Source organism: Martinezella dioscoreae (assembly GCF_009176305.1).
GTDB classification, from domain to species: Bacteria; Pseudomonadota; Alphaproteobacteria; order Rhizobiales; family Rhizobiaceae; genus Rhizobium; species Rhizobium dioscoreae.
The window spans coordinates 60,047-75,302 of sequence record NZ_BLAJ01000008.1 but is presented as its reverse complement, the minus strand read 5'-3'; the positions used below and the strand labels follow the sequence as shown (position 1 = coordinate 75,302).

13 protein-coding genes are annotated in these 15,256 nt (G+C 60.5%); 6 read left to right on the top strand and 7 right to left on the bottom strand.

Features of this window, described 5'->3' with window-relative positions:
* The first annotated feature begins 139 nt into the window (after nucleotides 1–139).
* Nucleotides 140–1,231, top strand: a complete 1,092-nt coding sequence (locus tag GDN47_RS25380; protein WP_145323609.1) for a porin — start codon at nucleotides 140–142, stop codon at nucleotides 1,229–1,231.
* 153 nt (nucleotides 1,232–1,384) lie between these two features.
* Here the strand turns inward: GDN47_RS25380 and GDN47_RS25375 are convergent, their stop codons facing one another.
* Together GDN47_RS25375 and GDN47_RS25370 are read right to left on the bottom strand one after the other, a co-directional pair.
* Entirely contained in the window at nucleotides 1,385–2,719 is a 1,335-nt protein-coding gene (locus GDN47_RS25375; RefSeq protein ID WP_152094526.1) for an acetyl-CoA hydrolase/transferase family protein, read from the bottom strand.
* Between the two features lie 264 nt (nucleotides 2,720–2,983).
* The gene (locus GDN47_RS25370) at nucleotides 2,984–4,459 is read right to left on the bottom strand and encodes a multicopper oxidase family protein (protein WP_152094525.1); all 1,476 of its coding nucleotides are present in this window, start codon (nucleotides 4,457–4,459) and stop codon (nucleotides 2,984–2,986) included.
* A 399-nt stretch (nucleotides 4,460–4,858) separates the two neighbouring features.
* Here GDN47_RS25370 and cueR point away from each other — a divergent pair, with 399 nt between their 5' ends.
* Nucleotides 4,859–5,308, top strand: coding sequence for a Cu(I)-responsive transcriptional regulator (cueR, locus tag GDN47_RS25365; protein ID WP_152094524.1), 450 nt, complete (start codon nucleotides 4,859–4,861; stop codon nucleotides 5,306–5,308).
* 54 nt (nucleotides 5,309–5,362) lie between these two features.
* Here the strand turns inward: cueR and GDN47_RS25360 are convergent, their stop codons facing one another.
* Nucleotides 5,363–6,292, bottom strand: coding sequence for a LysR family transcriptional regulator (locus GDN47_RS25360; RefSeq protein ID WP_152094523.1), 930 nt, complete (start codon nucleotides 6,290–6,292; stop codon nucleotides 5,363–5,365).
* 168 nt (nucleotides 6,293–6,460) lie between these two features.
* Here GDN47_RS25360 and GDN47_RS25355 point away from each other — a divergent pair, with 168 nt between their 5' ends.
* A complete protein-coding gene (locus tag GDN47_RS25355; RefSeq protein ID WP_152094522.1) occupies nucleotides 6,461–7,285 on the top strand; it encodes an aldo/keto reductase in 825 nt (274 codons plus the stop codon).
* Nucleotides 7,286–7,296: 11 nt separating this feature from the next.
* A complete protein-coding gene (locus tag GDN47_RS25350) occupies nucleotides 7,297–8,508 on the top strand; it encodes an MFS transporter (protein ID WP_152094521.1) in 1,212 nt (403 codons plus the stop codon).
* 115 nt (nucleotides 8,509–8,623) lie between these two features.
* Here the strand turns inward: GDN47_RS25350 and GDN47_RS25345 are convergent, their stop codons facing one another.
* Entirely contained in the window at nucleotides 8,624–9,538 is a 915-nt protein-coding gene (locus tag GDN47_RS25345) for a hypothetical protein (RefSeq protein WP_152094520.1), read from the bottom strand.
* 262 nt (nucleotides 9,539–9,800) lie between these two features.
* Here GDN47_RS25345 and GDN47_RS25340 point away from each other — a divergent pair, with 262 nt between their 5' ends.
* The gene (locus tag GDN47_RS25340) at nucleotides 9,801–10,952 is read left to right on the top strand and encodes an MFS transporter (RefSeq protein ID WP_152094519.1); all 1,152 of its coding nucleotides are present in this window, start codon (nucleotides 9,801–9,803) and stop codon (nucleotides 10,950–10,952) included.
* A gap of 157 nt (nucleotides 10,953–11,109) precedes the next feature.
* Here the strand turns inward: GDN47_RS25340 and GDN47_RS25335 are convergent, their stop codons facing one another.
* Together GDN47_RS25335 and GDN47_RS25330 are read right to left on the bottom strand one after the other, a co-directional pair.
* Nucleotides 11,110–12,393, bottom strand: a complete 1,284-nt coding sequence (locus GDN47_RS25335; protein ID WP_152094518.1) for an epoxide hydrolase family protein — start codon at nucleotides 12,391–12,393, stop codon at nucleotides 11,110–11,112.
* 438 nt (nucleotides 12,394–12,831) lie between these two features.
* Entirely contained in the window at nucleotides 12,832–13,341 is a 510-nt protein-coding gene (locus GDN47_RS25330; protein ID WP_152094517.1) for a cytochrome P460 family protein, read from the bottom strand.
* A 234-nt stretch (nucleotides 13,342–13,575) separates the two neighbouring features.
* On the opposite strand from GDN47_RS25330, the gene GDN47_RS25325 reads away from it, so the two are divergent.
* Nucleotides 13,576–14,325: a 2OG-Fe(II) oxygenase gene (locus GDN47_RS25325; RefSeq protein WP_371865533.1), complete on the top strand. Its 750-nt coding sequence runs from the start codon at nucleotides 13,576–13,578 to the stop codon at nucleotides 14,323–14,325.
* Between the two features lie 8 nt (nucleotides 14,326–14,333).
* Here GDN47_RS25325 and GDN47_RS25320 read toward each other — a convergent pair whose 3' ends face one another.
* Nucleotides 14,334–15,095 (bottom strand): helix-turn-helix domain-containing protein, encoded by a 762-nt coding sequence (locus tag GDN47_RS25320; RefSeq protein WP_113421304.1) that lies wholly within the window; start codon nucleotides 15,093–15,095, stop codon nucleotides 14,334–14,336.
* Nucleotides 15,096–15,256: the final 161 nt, after the last annotated feature.

Here is a 15,256-nt window from a genome sequence, read left to right as displayed (position 1 = left end):
TCGGGGTGGGGATAGTACCGGCGGTCTATTGCAGATGCAGCGCCTGGTTTGGCTTCCTGTTTGCGGGGAGCACTTCCATGGCAGCCTATTATGCTCGCTCCTTGGATTACGTAGAAATAATTACGACAAGGAGTTTACAATGAACATCAAGAGCCTTCTTCTCGGCTCCGCTGCCGCTCTGGCGGCGGTATCCGGTGCCCACGCAGCAGACGCGATCGTCGCCGCCGAGCCGGAGCCGCTGGAATACGTTCGCATCTGCGACGCATATGGTGCTGGCTACTTCTTCATTCCCGGTACCGAAACCTGCCTCAAGGTCGGCGGCATGGTCCGTACCGAAGGCAAGTGGTACGATGCCTACAATGCCAACAGCCACAACGGCACTCTCTGGCATACCCGCGCTCAGCTGAGCCTCGACACCGCGACCGACACCGAATACGGCCCGCTGAAGACCAACACGGTCATCCGTTGGGATTGGCAGGAAGGCAACTCGACCTCAAGCAAGCTGCTGTTCGCCAACATCAGCCTCGGCGGTTTCCTGGTCGGTAAGGCCGATTCGCAGTATAACTACTACATCGGCTATGCCGGCGACGTCATCAACGACGACGTGATCTATGACGGCCCGTACGAACTCAACCAGTTGACCTACACCTACGATGCCGGCAACGGCTTCACGGCTGTCGTCTCGGTTGAAGACTCGAACTCCAGCGGCTCGGGCGCTGGTTATGGCGCGAGCTGGGCAAGCGACGACAAGGCCAACCACTACGCTCCCGACGTCGTTGCCGGTGCCGGCTTCAAGTCCGGCGCATGGGGCTTCAAGGTTGTCGGCGGTTACGACTCCATTAAGTCGGAAGGCGCCATCAAGGCTCGCGTCGATGCTGACTTCGGCGTCTTCTCCGCCTTCTTGATGGGCGGCTGGAACACGGACGGCGACAACCTGAACAAGTACGCGGGCACCAACCTGGCTCGCTCTTCTTGCCCGGCTAACGATGCATCGAAGTGCGGCTGGGGTGACTGGGCTGTCTGGGGCGGCGTTGGCGTTCCGATCAATGAAAAGCTGAAGTGGAACCTCCAGCTCGCCTACACCGACTCGAAGATCTTTGCGGCGACCACGAACGTCAAGTGGAACCCGGTCAAGAACCTGCTCATTGAGCCGGAAGTCTCCTACACCAACTTCGATTCTGTGAACCAGGATCAGTGGGCTGGTATCCTGCGCTTCCAGCGTAGCTTCTAATATGGAATTACCCGGCTTAGCGCCGGGTATGAGAAGCCTGAGGTCCAATCCCTCGGGCTTCTTCCATCGATCGGTTGACGTCCGATCAAAGCCGGAAGGATCCGATTTCCCCCCGCTTCTTCTTATCCCCATGCAAGATCAACGCTGATGACGTCAATCCGGCGCGTAGAACCCCGCCTGGTGGGCAGCCCGATCCAGCTCCTCCCGGAAATCGGGATGGGCAAGCGCGATCATCGCCCTCGCCCGCTCCGCCACCGATTTTCCCTTGAGGTTCACCCAGCCATATTCCGTGACAACGATATGGATATCGTTGCGCGACGTCGTTACTGGACCTGTCAGCGTTGGAACAATACGCGAAAGCGTTCCCTTGGCCGCCGTCGCATGACAGGCGATGATCGAGCGGCCGCCGCGTGAGCCATAGGCGCCTCGGACGAAATCCACCTGCCCGCCCGTGCCGCTGAACTGCCGCCCATTAACGAATTCGGAATTGCACGCGCCATTGAGATCGATCTGCAGCGTGGCATTGACCGACACCATGCGGTCATTCTGGGCGATGACGAAGGGATTGTTCACATAATCCACGGGATGTGCTTCGACATCGGGATTATCGTTCAGGAAGTCGTAAAGCGGCTTGTCTCCCAGCGCAAAGGTGAAGATGGTTCGCCCGACATGTATCTGCTTGCGGCTATTATCGACCACGCCGGCCCTGACCAGAGCGGCAAGTCCTGATGTCATCATTTCGGTGTGGATGCCCAGGTGGCGGTGCTGGGATAGACCGGCGCAAACAGCGTCCGGCAACGCACCGATGCCCATCTGCAGGCAATCGCCGTCGTCCACGAGTCCCGCGACTATGGCGCCGATCGCATCATCGACTTCCGAGCGAGGCGCGGCAGCGAGCGCCGGCAGGCTTGCGTCGTTCTCGACAAGCGCGGTGACGCTTGAGATCGGGATCATGCAATTGCCCCGCACATAGGGCATGCTGGGATTGACCTCGAGGATCAGCCGGGCACCGGGCTTGCGGGCGACCGCCAGGGCATAATCCGTGCTGGCGCCGAGACTGAAATTCCCGTCCGCATCCATGGGCGAGACGGTGGCAATCAACGTATCGACGCCCACATGCTCCACCAGGGAGCGCGGCACCTGGCTGAAATGGCACGGCACGATTTCGGCGGCCGGCAGCATCTCGGCCATTCGCCGCTTATCCAGGGCGCGATCCACCGCTCCATGAAAATAACTCATGGGAATGATGCGGTCACGCAGGTCGAAGTCGAGCACGCTCGAGCCGGCGACGCCTGTACAAAGCAGGTAGTAGAGCCGGACATTGTCCACCGCGCCGGCCCGCGCGCGCTCGGCCAATGCCGCGAGAATGGCCGGCGGCTGGCCGGCAGCGATCGGCATGGCGATCTTCGCGCCCGATGGTATCAAGGCAACGGCCTCATGGGCAGAGCTCACGCGTTCGCGGTATTGCGTCTGATGATTAGCGGCCATCGAGTCCTCCCCTTGAATGCCACCGTCAGCACAATTTGGCATCCACTGCGGGATCGCGATCGACCCTCCTCCAAGGTCGCCGCGAACACTTCGCTGCAGTAGGACGCGCTTACATAAAAGCGCCGAACCCGCTGTTCGCGCAAGACCCGAACAGCACATCCACACCGACAAAAGCGAACTCGGCCTCAACCTGATTTAGGTTCGAGGCCAAGGATGAGGGGAACGACAATCTTCCCTCTTCGCTTCGATTGATGCCCGAGCTTGTCAGGCCTTAACGTCGACTGTGCCCATCATGCCGAGATCTTCATGTTCGAGGATGTGACAATGATACATGCGCCGTCCCGGCGAATCCTGTCGTAGCAGGATGCGTACTGTCTCACCGGCGGCAACGTTCACAGTGTCTTTCCAGGCGTGGTAGGACGGCTTGGTGACCGCGCCATCTCTTTCGCGTTCGACAAGCTGGAACTGCGCCCCATGCACATGAAACGGATGGTCCATGTCCGCCTGATTGACGATTTCCCACAATTCGACCTGTCCAACCTTCGAGACTTCGTCAATGCGCTTCATATCGAAGCTGGCGCCGTTGATAAGGAACTTCATCTCCATGCCTTCCATGGATTCCGTCAATACAAAGCGACGCGTGACTGCCGGCTCTGCGAGGCGGTCAATGGTGCGCAGCTTCGCGCGAAGCGGCGGCGCGACAGGCGCGGCTTCCTCCGAGACATTTGCCGTCAGCAAGGTCATGCCGGCCTCTTCGGGCTTGCCCGGCCCCATCCACCCACGCTCGTAGTCGAGCGTGACAAGCTTCGCCGCTCCAGGTCTGTCGAAGGAGATGATGAGCTCGACGCGCTCGGCGGGAGCGAGCAACAAATCGTCTATGCCGACGGGAGCTTCGATAAGGCCGCCATCCGTTCCAACGAGCACCATGGCGGCATTCTCGAATGTCAGCCGCAGGAACCGCGCATTTGTCACGTTGAAGAGGCGCAGGCGGCGCTTTTCCCCTTTCGCGACGGCCAGGACCGGATTCCTCTGGCCATTGACTAGGATATGATCGCCGACGCGCCCATTCATCAGATCGATCATGTTGCTCGCCGGCATGCTTCCATCTTCGCCGATCCGGAGATCGGTGAACATCAGGATCGTATCGCCATATTCGGCGGGGATCGGGTCATCCTTGGGTTTGACCAGGAAGACGCCCGCGAGTCCGCGATAGACCTGCGTGGCGGTAAGGCCATGCGGATGGGGATGGAACCAATAGGATGCGGCGCTGCCTAGAGGCAGATCGAAAGCATAGAGGCGCTCGCTACCCGAGGCGACGGGCTCCATAGGACTGCCATCCTGATCAGCCGGCACCGGCATCCCATGCCAATGAACCGTCGTCGGCTCATCGGGAATGCCGTTCCTGAAACTGATCTCGACCCTGTCGCCCTCATGCGCCTCGATCACCGGATTTCCGCCGTTATAGAGGAGCGCGGACGTGTCGAGCCCCTCGGCGAAACGAACCGACCCCGGTTCGGCGGCAAGCCTTGCCTTGAACAGACCCGCTTCGCCAGCCTCGTTCATCAAGCGCGGCAACTCACGCAAGGGCCGCCCTTCCGGCAAGACAGGTTTGCCGCCGCTCATCGGCATGTCATGAGCGCCGTTTGCCCCCATATGTCGCATGTCATGCATCATCTGGGCCGCGGCCGGCCCGGAAATCGCCAGGCCCGCCAGCCCTGTTAGAAAACGACGTCGGTGCATCGATTGCTTCCTCTTACTCACGGCAATGTCCCCATTAGGCCGCTCACCGCAGCCTCGCGCTCCTTGGTCCTTGAACCTAAGGCGCCTTCAACCGGCTCTGCGTCGATGGTGATCGTGGAGAGCTTTTCATGACCTTGGTTGCCCAGTTCGCGACCGCCTGCCAGCCCGCTTGTTCGACCACGTGTCCGGGTAGCGGTTGAATGGCGGTCGTCTCGACCTTGACCGTGGGCCCATCGAGAATTCTCATGGGTTTTGATCTCATGGTGCTCAAGGTGGAGGTTCCAACCGTGGTAAGGTCAAGTGCCCCCTGGCGAAAAATATGCTATTGACCTTTCCATGGTTGGAAGGGCCACCTGCCATCGGCGACAATCAGGCGGTGCCTGTCATTGGAGAAGCTTCATGAATATCGGACAAGCGGCAAAGGCATCCGGCGTTTCGGCCAAGATGATCCGCTACTACGAAGAAACCGGCCTCATTCCGGTCGCCGGCAGGACGGCATCGGGCTATCGCGACTATTCGGATAACGACGTGCACATGCTGCGCTTCATCCGCCGGGCACGCGATCTCGGCTTCGCCGTCGCTGAAATCAGCGAGCTTCTGGAACTCTGGCGAGACGAAACCCGGCAGAGCGCCGAGGTCAAGCGCCTGGCTCAGGGCCATATCGAAGCGCTGAAAAAAAAGATCGCCGACCTGCAGGACATGGAGCACACACTCACCATGCTTGTTAATTCCTGCCAGGGCGACCATCGTCCGCATTGCCCGATCCTGCAGCGGCTCGAGACCGATCAGGAGGACGAAAATCTGTCGATCGAGCCTCGAACCGGCGCGATACCCCGGCCCTTGCAGTGATCCCTGCCTGCCAACGTCCCGGTGGCGGACTGCCGGCACAGGACATGGCCGGGATTAAATTCCCACCGAGGCCGCTCGGGCCTCCCCTTCAAGGAATTGCCTGAGGCGCGGCACGACGAAATCGAGGAAGACGCGCACGCGCTGCGGCATGCGCGCGCCGCCGAGAAAGACCGCATGGATCTGCTCCTCATCCGGCTCGACGACATCGGCGAGCACCTCGATGAGACGGCCGGCCGCGATGTCGGCGCGGACGTGATAGTCCCCCATGCGGGCAAGCCCCACACCCGCCAGCGCCATGCGCCGCACGGTTTCGCCATTATTGGCGAGCAGCGAACTCGTCATGGCGCGATCGACGATGCGGCCGCTTTCCCTTACCGGCCAGACGGGCGCGAGACGGCGGAAATTGAACCCCAGACAATTGTGCCGCGACAGATCATCGACGGTCAGCGGTATTCCATGGCGATCGAGATAGCTGGGCGCGGCGACGATCTTGCGGCGCGCAATGCCGATGGGGCGCGCTATCATGCCTGACGCCGGCAAGGCCCCGACCCGAAAAGCGACGTCGGTACGGTCGAGATAAAGATCGACGATTTCATCCGACAGCGAGAGATCGACGACGACATTGGGATAACTCTGCCAGAATTCCGGCAAGAGCGGTTCAAGGCCGAGCACGCCCAAGGCAACGGAAATGTTGACCCGTACCGTGCCGCCCGTCGTCGTCGCGCCCTGCGCAAGCTCCTGCTCGATCTCGTCGAGATCATGCAGCAGGGCCTGGCTGCGCTCATAGTAGACCCGCCCCTCCAGGGTCAGCGATAGCCGTCGCGTCGAACGTTCGACAAGCCGCACGCCGAGCCGGGATTCGATGCGTGAGATCAGTTTGCTGACGGTGGACGGCGTCATGCGCAATAGGCGCGCCGCTTCGGAAAAACTGCCTGCTTCCACCACCCGAAGAAATACCTGCATCTCCCCGACGCGATTGTCCATGGAGCACCTATTTTTGATTTGGTTTCACAAATAATGTGAAAAGCTACCCAATTATCAAGTGCGGATGCTCTCTCTATTTCATAGGCCGAAGAAATCGCGCCTTCAAATCCGGCGCGGCATCCATTCAAGGCGGCCAAGGCCGTCGAGATTTTCAAAAAGGAGTTTTCGATGCTCACCATTACCGCCCACGGCGCTACAATTCCCGCGCTCGGCTTCGGCGTCTTCCGCATGTCGGACGCGGAAGTGGAGCGTGTCATCCCGGCCGCGCTCGAAGCCGGCTTCCGTCATTTCGATACGGCGCAGATCTATCAGAACGAGGCAGCGCTCGGCAGGGCCTTGCAAACGGCTGGCGCAAGACGGGACGACCTCTTCCTGACCACCAAGGTCTGGGTTGACAATTACAGCAAGGAGAAGTTCGCCGCTTCGGTTGACGAGAGCCTCGACAAGCTGAAGACCGACCGTGTCGATCTCCTGCTGCTGCACTGGCCGGGCGACAAGGTGCCGGTCGCCGACCAGATCGAAATGCTGAACGCCGTCAAGGCCGCCGGCAAGACCCGCTTCGTCGGCGTCAGCAACCAGAATATCGCGCAGATGCGGGAATCGGCCAGACTATCCAGCACGCCGATCGTGACCAATCAGGTCGAGATCCATCCCTATCTGCCTCAACACGCCCTTATCGCGGCGGCGAAAGCGAATGATGTCGCGATCACCGCCTATTACGGCATGGCCGACGGTGCCGTGCCGAAAGAGCCAATATTGCAGCGGGTCGGCGCCAGATACGGCAAGAGCGCCGCGCAGGTCGGGCTGCGCTGGCTGATCCAGCAGGGCCACATCGCGCTGTCCAAGACCGCCAATCCCGAGCGCGTCAAGGAGAACATCGCGATCTTCGACTTCAATCTCGACGAGGCGGATATGATCGCCATCGCCGCTCTCGCCCGCCCGGATGGCCGCATTGTCAGCCCACCCGGCCTCGCGCCCCAATGGGACGCCTAAGGAGTTTCAACATGGACGCCAAGATTTCGACGGCCGAAAAGGCCCAAACACCCTCTCACGCCCGATGGGCTCTTCTCGCGCTTGCGATCGGCGCCTTCGGTATCGGCACGACCGAGTTTTCGCCGATGGGACTTCTCCCGGTCATCGCCAAGGGGGTCGATGTCTCGATCCCGACGGCAGGCCTCCTCATCAGTGCCTATGCGATCGGCGTCATGGTAGGCGCCCCCTTCATGACGCTCGCCTTCAGCCGCTTCGGCAAGCGCACGGCGTTGATGCTGCTGATGAGCATCTTCACGATCGGCAATCTCATGTCGGCGATGGCGCCGGGCTACTTCACGTTGCTGCTTGCCCGGCTCGTCACCAGCCTCAACCACGGCGCCTTCTTTGGCCTGGGTGCCGTCGTGGCGGCAAGCGTGGTAACGAAGGAAAAACAGGCAAGCGCGGTCGCCGCCATGTTCATGGGGTTGACGATCGCCAATATCGGCGGCGTGCCGGCCGCGACTTGGGTCGGTCAGGCGATCGGCTGGCGCATGGCCTTCGCTGGAACCGCCTTGATCGGTGTCGCCGCCATCGCCGCGCTTTGGATCGCTCTTCCGAAAGGCGAGCGCGGTGCCATGCCTGATATCAGGCGGGAACTGGCCGTGCTCACCCATCCTACGGTTCTCATCGCCATGGCGACCACCGTCATGGGCGCGGGCGCGATGTTCTCGCTATACACCTATGTCGCTCCCACGCTTAACGAACTCACCGGCGCTTCCAATAGCTTCGTGACCCTCGGACTGGTGCTGATCGGCATCGGCTTCACGATCGGCAACTGGCTTGGCGGTCGGCTGGCCGACTGGTCGCTCGACGGCGCGACCAAGATCTTCCTGGCCTTGCTTGCGGCGATCATGTTCGCGCTGCCATTGGCAATGATCACCCACGTAGGAGCCGTCATTGGCCTGCTTCTCTGGGGTGGCGCGGCGTTCGCGATCGTTCCGCCCGTGCAGATGCGCGTCATGGAAGCGGCGGCGGAAGCGCCAGGCCTTGCCTCCTCCATCAATGTCGGAGCCTTCAATCTTGGTAACGCCCTTGGGGCCGCAACGGGTGCCGCCGTCATCAGCCTTGGTTTTGGCTATGCGGCGGTCTCGATCGCCGGAGGTCTGCTGGCCGCCGCCGGCCTGGCGCTGGTATTGATCGGCACACGCAAGCCGTCGTCGCTGCCGGCAAATTGTGGCGCGTGATCAATCCACTGGTCCCCATATCGGGCGTCGAAATTTCTCGATGCCCTGCCCGCTAAAATCAAGCCGTCCACGGTCTTTTGCCGCGGACGGCCTAACTCAATTGAAACAGCCTTGCTCAGGGCAGTTTGATTTCGAGCGTGATCATGTAGTTGCTATAGTTCGGAGGAGCCGGCGGCGGATTGGGGTTGGTGGCCGAGAAGATCGAATAGTCGCTTATGCGCGGAGGCGTGGATGGCGGCTTCACGTCCGGCCTCCAGGAGGCCTTGATCGTTATCTTATCCGTGGCGCGATAGGAAAGATTGAGCTCGCGGTTCCTGCTTGTGCCATCCTGGGAATGCTTGCCCTCCAAGGACCATTTGTCCCATGATGCTTTCAGGCTCTCCGCTGTCTGGGTGCCTCTGCGTTCATAGCTGCCACTCAGGGACGAATTGTTACCCTTGGTCGACAGCTCGTAGAGTTGATCCTGAACCTTGCCGTTGAAATCGGTCGTGATCGTGGCGCTGCCTTCGGTCTTACCATCCGACGACCGTGCCTTGATGTCGAAGATGATCGTCTTGTTGCCGACATAGACGCCAACGTTCGGATTGAGCCCATTCGTCTTGAAGCCGATGTCGCTCTTCGCCTTTGAATCGAGAACGATGGGACGCTCGGGCGACTGGAAATATTTTCCAAGCAAATCCTGCTGGGGTCTGGTCGGCGCGACAGGCTTGCCCATGGGGTCGAAGGCACCCATGACCGTGCAGCGCTGCCCGCTCACCCAGCTGTTGACGGCAAAGATCAGATGTCCGTCATCGCCAATCGCCGCTACGCCCTGATGCAGGCTGTTCCTCAGGTTATAGCGACCGCAGCAGGATAGGGCGCTGTCGCTTGCCGCTTCGAAGGACCGGCCGGAAAAAACGACGCCGGACGGCAGTCCCGATGCCGCACTGCTGCCTAGAATCGGGCAACTGGAGAGCGGTATCAGCCTGTAGCTGTTCAAATCCGTTTGCGACGTCTGGCCCGCCGGCCTGGTGAGCGGTGCTAATCCCATATCTGATCTGCCGTTTCCTGATCTGTTGACGAAGGATGAAAAATGAGAGCGATGCGATTTATGCGTGTCCCGCCGGCTGAGTTAGGTCGGCGAATTTTTTTGTCCAGTCGCGGGTTTTGTTTCTGATCGGTCGCGCGCACTTGCCGAATTAGCCCACGTTTCTAATTTGTCTGATGAATTAAGAGCCTTCGTATTGCCAGCGCAGGTTGCTTTCGGATAGACCCTTTCCATCTCTCGTGTTCAGATTTCCTGGAGCGCCGAAATGCGTCTTGAACCGCAGCAGCGAATTTATGTCTGCTTCTTCCTGTTCGCGGTCTCGATGGGCGCGATGCTTTCGCGCCTTCCCGATCTGCAGGATGCCTTGCGCATCGACAAATCCGAGCTCGGCCTGACACTGATCGGTGCGGCGATCGGCGCGCTCATATCACTCACCTTCGTCTCCCCGATCGTCGCACGCCTCGGCGCGCGCAAGACGGCATTCATCACCGTGCTCGGAACCTCCGCATCCCTCGCGCTCGTGCCGTGGATGGGCTGGGCTCCGCTGGTCTTCGCTGTCCTCTTCTGCGAGGGATTGCTGGCAGGTGCGCTGGAGATCAATCTCAACGTCGAGATCGATCGCATCGAGGCCCAGCTCGGCCGCGGCGTCATGAGTCGGGCGCACGGGTTCTGGAGCCTCGGTTTCTTTGTGACGGCACTCGTGTCGTCGGTGATCCGGCAGGAGGGCGTGCCGATGCACGTGCATCTCGGCCTGACATTTATCTTCGTCCTCATCGTCGGCTCGATTACCATTGCCGGCATGCGCAACGCGCCGGCCCGCCCGACCGAGGATCATGTCGAGACCCATCACATCGCGTTGCCGACGCTCGGCCTTTTGCCGCTCTGCGTCATCGGCATCGCGGCATTCCTGGTCGAGGGTGCCGGCATCGACTGGTCGGCGATCTACATGCGCGACGTCTTTCACGTCGAACCCTTCGTCGGCGGCCTCGGCCTGACGCTGTTCACCTTCTTCATGGCACTGACGCGATTGTTCGCCGACGGGTTCGTCGATCGCTACGGCTCCCGCTGCGTCGCGCTTTCCCTGATGCTCCTGGCGATAACCGGGCTTTGCGCCGTCTGGCTCGCACCTCACCCCAACGTCGCGCTTCTGGGATTTGCCTTCATGGGCGCCGGCTGCAGCGCGGTCTATCCGCTTGTGGTCTCGGCCGCCGCCCAGCGCACTGACCGCCCGGCCCATGTCAACGTCGCGGCCCTCGGGCAGATGTCCTTTGTCGTCTTCTTCCTGGCGCCGCCCTTGCTTGGATTCATTGCCGAACACGCCGGCATTCGCACCGCCTATCTGGTGTGCATCCCGGTCATCCTGGCCGGCCTGATGGGTGTGGGTTCGCTTTCCGGACGCCGAAGCGCCTTTGCGTAAGGACTCAGCGATCCAGCGAGAATCGGCTGGATCAAATCAGCCAGCATCCGTTATCGGCTGGCGAGGGGGAAGGCTATACGCTTCCCCCTCTTCCGCTGCCAAGCGTGGGGCATCGCTTGCCCGCGGGTGCCTCCACCAAGTCAGATGTATCGTCCGCTTAGCGTAGTGAGCGGAATGCCGCCCTGACTTCGTTGGTGAAGATCGCCGGCTGCTCCCAGGCCGCGAAGTGCCCGCCATTGTCAGCTTCGTTGAAGTAGATCAAGTTGCCATAGCAGCGCTCGGTCCAGGTCTTTGGTGCCTGGTAGATTTCGCCCGGAAAGACACTGACCGCGACCGGCAGGCTCGGAATCTGGATGGCATTGAAGTTGTTGGAATGGTCTTCCCAATAGATCTGGGCCGCGGAGGTTCCGGTTTCCGTGAACCAGTAGAGGGAGATGTCATCCAGCATCTCGTCGCGGGTCAGGACCTTTTCCGGCTGCTTGTTGCTATAAGTCCAGGTGGCGAACTTGTCGTAGATCCAGGCAGCCAAACCCACCGGCGAGTCGACGAGCGAATAACCAATGGTCTGCGGGCGGGTGACCATCATGTTGGCATAGCCCGAGCTATCGCGGTAGAACTCCGCCAACTTGTCGAAGCAGGCACGCTCCTTATCCGTCAGATCGGCCGGAGCGGGATCGCCAGCAGCCAGAATATGGGCGATCTCCTTGGGGACGATCCCAGGCATATTGAGGTGGATACCGAGCAATCCCGGTACATTTTGAAGCGCCATGCGCTGGGAGATGACCGAGCCGCAATCGCCGCCCTGCGAGACGAAGCGCTCGTAGCCAAGACGATGCATCAGCGTGCCCCATGCCCGACCAATATGGTCCGAACCCCAGCCGCGCGTCGTCGGCTTACCGGAGAAGCCGAAACCGGGGATCGATGGCACGACGAGATGAAAGGCGTCTTCGGCGCTGCCACCATGCGCTGTCGGATTCGTCAAGGGATCGATCACCTTGAGCATTTCCAGGATCGAGCCAGGCCAGCCATGGGTCATGATCAGCGGCATTGCGTTTTCGTGCCGGGAGCGCACGTGAATGAAATGGATATCCAGCCCATCGATTTCGGTCACGAACATCGGCAGAGAATTGAGTTTCTGTTCCACCTTTCGCCAATCATAACCGTCGGCCCAATATCCGACGAGATCGCGCAGGCGTTCGAGCTGCACGCCCTGGGAGTCGTCAGCGACATTTTCCTTGAGCGGCCAGCGGGCCGTTGCAAGCCTCTGCTTCAACTCGGCAATTGCGCTGTCCGGTATATGGACCTTGAACGGCTTTACACCATCAGGCAAGGCGTCCGATGCGGCAAAGGAGATGGCAGGCTTCAGAAGCGAGGCCGCTCCGGCGACAGCGGCCGCAGTTACAAAGGCACGTCTATTCATTGAGAAGGATAAAGGCGACATCAGGATCTCCATATGTTTGGGAGGTTTGTTGAATGCCGCGATGTTTTGCTTTCGGCGTGTATCCCGGTTGTGTCCTCAACCCAGGCAAATTGTATCCTTCCGTGTCCGGATCGACCGAGGCTACAATGGAATACAGAACTACGCGCTTTGACTTTACCATCGACAAAATGCAGGCCGGAATTCCGGAACCTGCCCAGTTAGCCGGCGAAGAAGAATTTTGGAGACCTCTCCCGAGGCGGCACCATGGAGATTGCGCGGGTTTTTGAAAGTTGTCTTCCGTGAAGATGGAAGCGGTTCGATGGCTGCTTGCTCGGAGCAACGCTCGCCCATCGGCCAAATAGAGGCGGCTATCCCGGCGGGAGGAGAACCATGGATCGCCGGCCGGCCGTCTATGATGAGATCAGGCCGGCAAATTCCACTTAATCGCGTTAGCGCACCTTACGGCGCATAGCGCGTGAAGACGTAATCGTGATCCCTAACGTTACCGACATGGCAGCTGAGACAAGTTTCATGTTGGGCGATATCGACCGGCTTGCCATCGACGAAGCGCCCGAAGCCCCAACCGTGGCTGTCGGGATATTTCTTGGAATCCTTCACCATGACCTGAACCGTCGTCGGCGCTCCCGGCACCGTTGCCGGCGCGAACTCCGTCGATTGCTTGCGCTTGTAGGCCAGCTTGACGAGGATCGAGCCATCCGGGAAAGGCAGCGTGCCCTTCTTGTAGGCCTCAATGGCGATATCATTGCCGAGCACGGCGCGAAGTTCGTCGAGCGGCGGAGCTTCCTGCGCGGGCGCGATGAATTTCCAGTCCCGATAGCCTTCCGGTATGGTCACACCATAGATCGGCGAGGCATTTTCCGGCAGCGTCGCGGAACCCGCCGATTGCGAAGCGGCGACGCCGACGGCAAGGCCTGAGACGGCAAATGCACCGAGGAACGCAAATTTCATTCTGGCCTCCTGCCTGATGGATGATCTCGCGGGAAGATCGCCTGGAATTGTATCCGCGAGATTTCAGGAAACGGCGCGATTGTATCGCAATGTAGCCGGCGAGGCCCATTCGTGTGAGCCGCTCATCGGAAATCGGGTGGCGGCAGCTCCGGTTCGGGCGCTAGGCTCCAGGTTATCGCGGCATTCGCAGGCCTCGAACGCCCTCGAAAGCCCGCCCAGACCGAGGATATGAACATGAACGTATCGATCTCCACTTTTGCTCCGGGTTCCTTGGAAAGCCCCATCGTGGCCCGGGTCGACGCCTATGATTGGCCGTCGCTGGCGGGAGAACTTGACGGCTTCGGCTGCGCCGTCCTTCCGAAGCTTCTCGCACCCGATGAATGCAACGCAATCTCCCGCCTTTATCCCGAGGAGCGTCATTTCCGCAGCCACGTCATCATGGCGCGCCACGGTTTCGGAAGAGGCGAATATCGCTATTTCAACTATCCGCTGCCAGGGCTTCTCGGTGGATTGCGCACCGCGCTCTATCCTCGTCTCGCCGATATCGCAAACCGGTGGAATGAACGCATGGGCCTTGAGGAACGCTATCCCGATGAGCATGCCGCCTTCCTGAGGCAATGCCACGAGGCCGGTCAGCGGCGTCCGACGCCGCTGCTGCTGCAATACGTGCCGGGAGACTTCAACTGCCTGCATCAGGACCTCTACGGCGAACTCGCTTTCCCAATCCAGGTGGCCATTCTGCTGTCCGAGCCGGGGCGGGATTTCACCGGTGGTGAGTTTGTCCTGACCGAACAGCGGCCGCGCATGCAAAGCCGCGTGGACGTCGTGCCGCTTCGACAAGGTGATGCCGTCGCCTTCGCAGTCCATAATCGGCCCGTGCGGGGAACCAAGGGGAACTACCGTGTCAATCTCAGGCACGGGGTAAGCCGGGTCCGCTCAGGCAAGCGCCACACTGTCGGCATCATCTTTCATGACGCCCGCTAAGGGCGCCCCTACCCGATGAAGCCGGCGTAATTTTCTCCGGTAATTCTATGCATGATGGCCGAATATGCCTGGTGATTCTGATCGCCCGCCAGGACGCGCCCCAGCGACGGTTGCGCGAATGCCGCCATCGGCAGGAGGGCGAGCGGCGTCGAGACGGGTGTGAGATGCGAGCCCTGCCCGGCGCGCAATGTCGTCAGCAAGCCGAACATCTCGCCGGTGATACTGGGTCTCGACAATATCGCCATGCGATACTGCCCCGACGAATTCGTCACCAAATAGATATGCCCCGACAGGTGCGGCACCGACACCGAGCCCTGCTGTGAAAACGAGGCGTCGCTGCGCTCGCGTTCGCGGAAGCTCAGGCAGGTCCCGTCTTCATCCCAGGCGATCTCGGTGCAATAGGCGAAAATCGCCTTCGCATCGCCGAAGGACGGACGGAGCGTCAGGTAGGTGCCTTCAAGCCAGGAAACCGAGGCGCGGGAATAGGCACCAAGTTCCTCGGGGGCATGGCCGGGCCTTTCCTTTACGATGGGGGCTTGCGTTCCAGCGGGTTCCCGCAGCACGACGCCCATCGCCTGCTCCAGCCGAATGAGAGTCGCCAGCGTGAAGGGCCGGTGGCCCGAAAGAGCCTTCTCCAAGGTCGAAAGGCTAATGCGCGCATCATTGGCGAGACGCTGCCTGGAAATGCGCCGTCGGGCGATCTCCTCGCGAACCCGCGCCGCCACGGCGCTGTTCTGGCTGTCGGACAAATAGGGGTCGCCCTGGACCATTCACTCGTTTCCTGATTGCGTAATTTTCTTCACAATTCCACACATGGCCGTAACCGGCAAGACCGTTTGCGGCAAGATGCGGACGAAAGAGGGCAAAGCTTACGCTGGCGAGAAAATAGCCTTTGTTCACAATGGCTTCAGTCATTCCACCAGCGAATAAG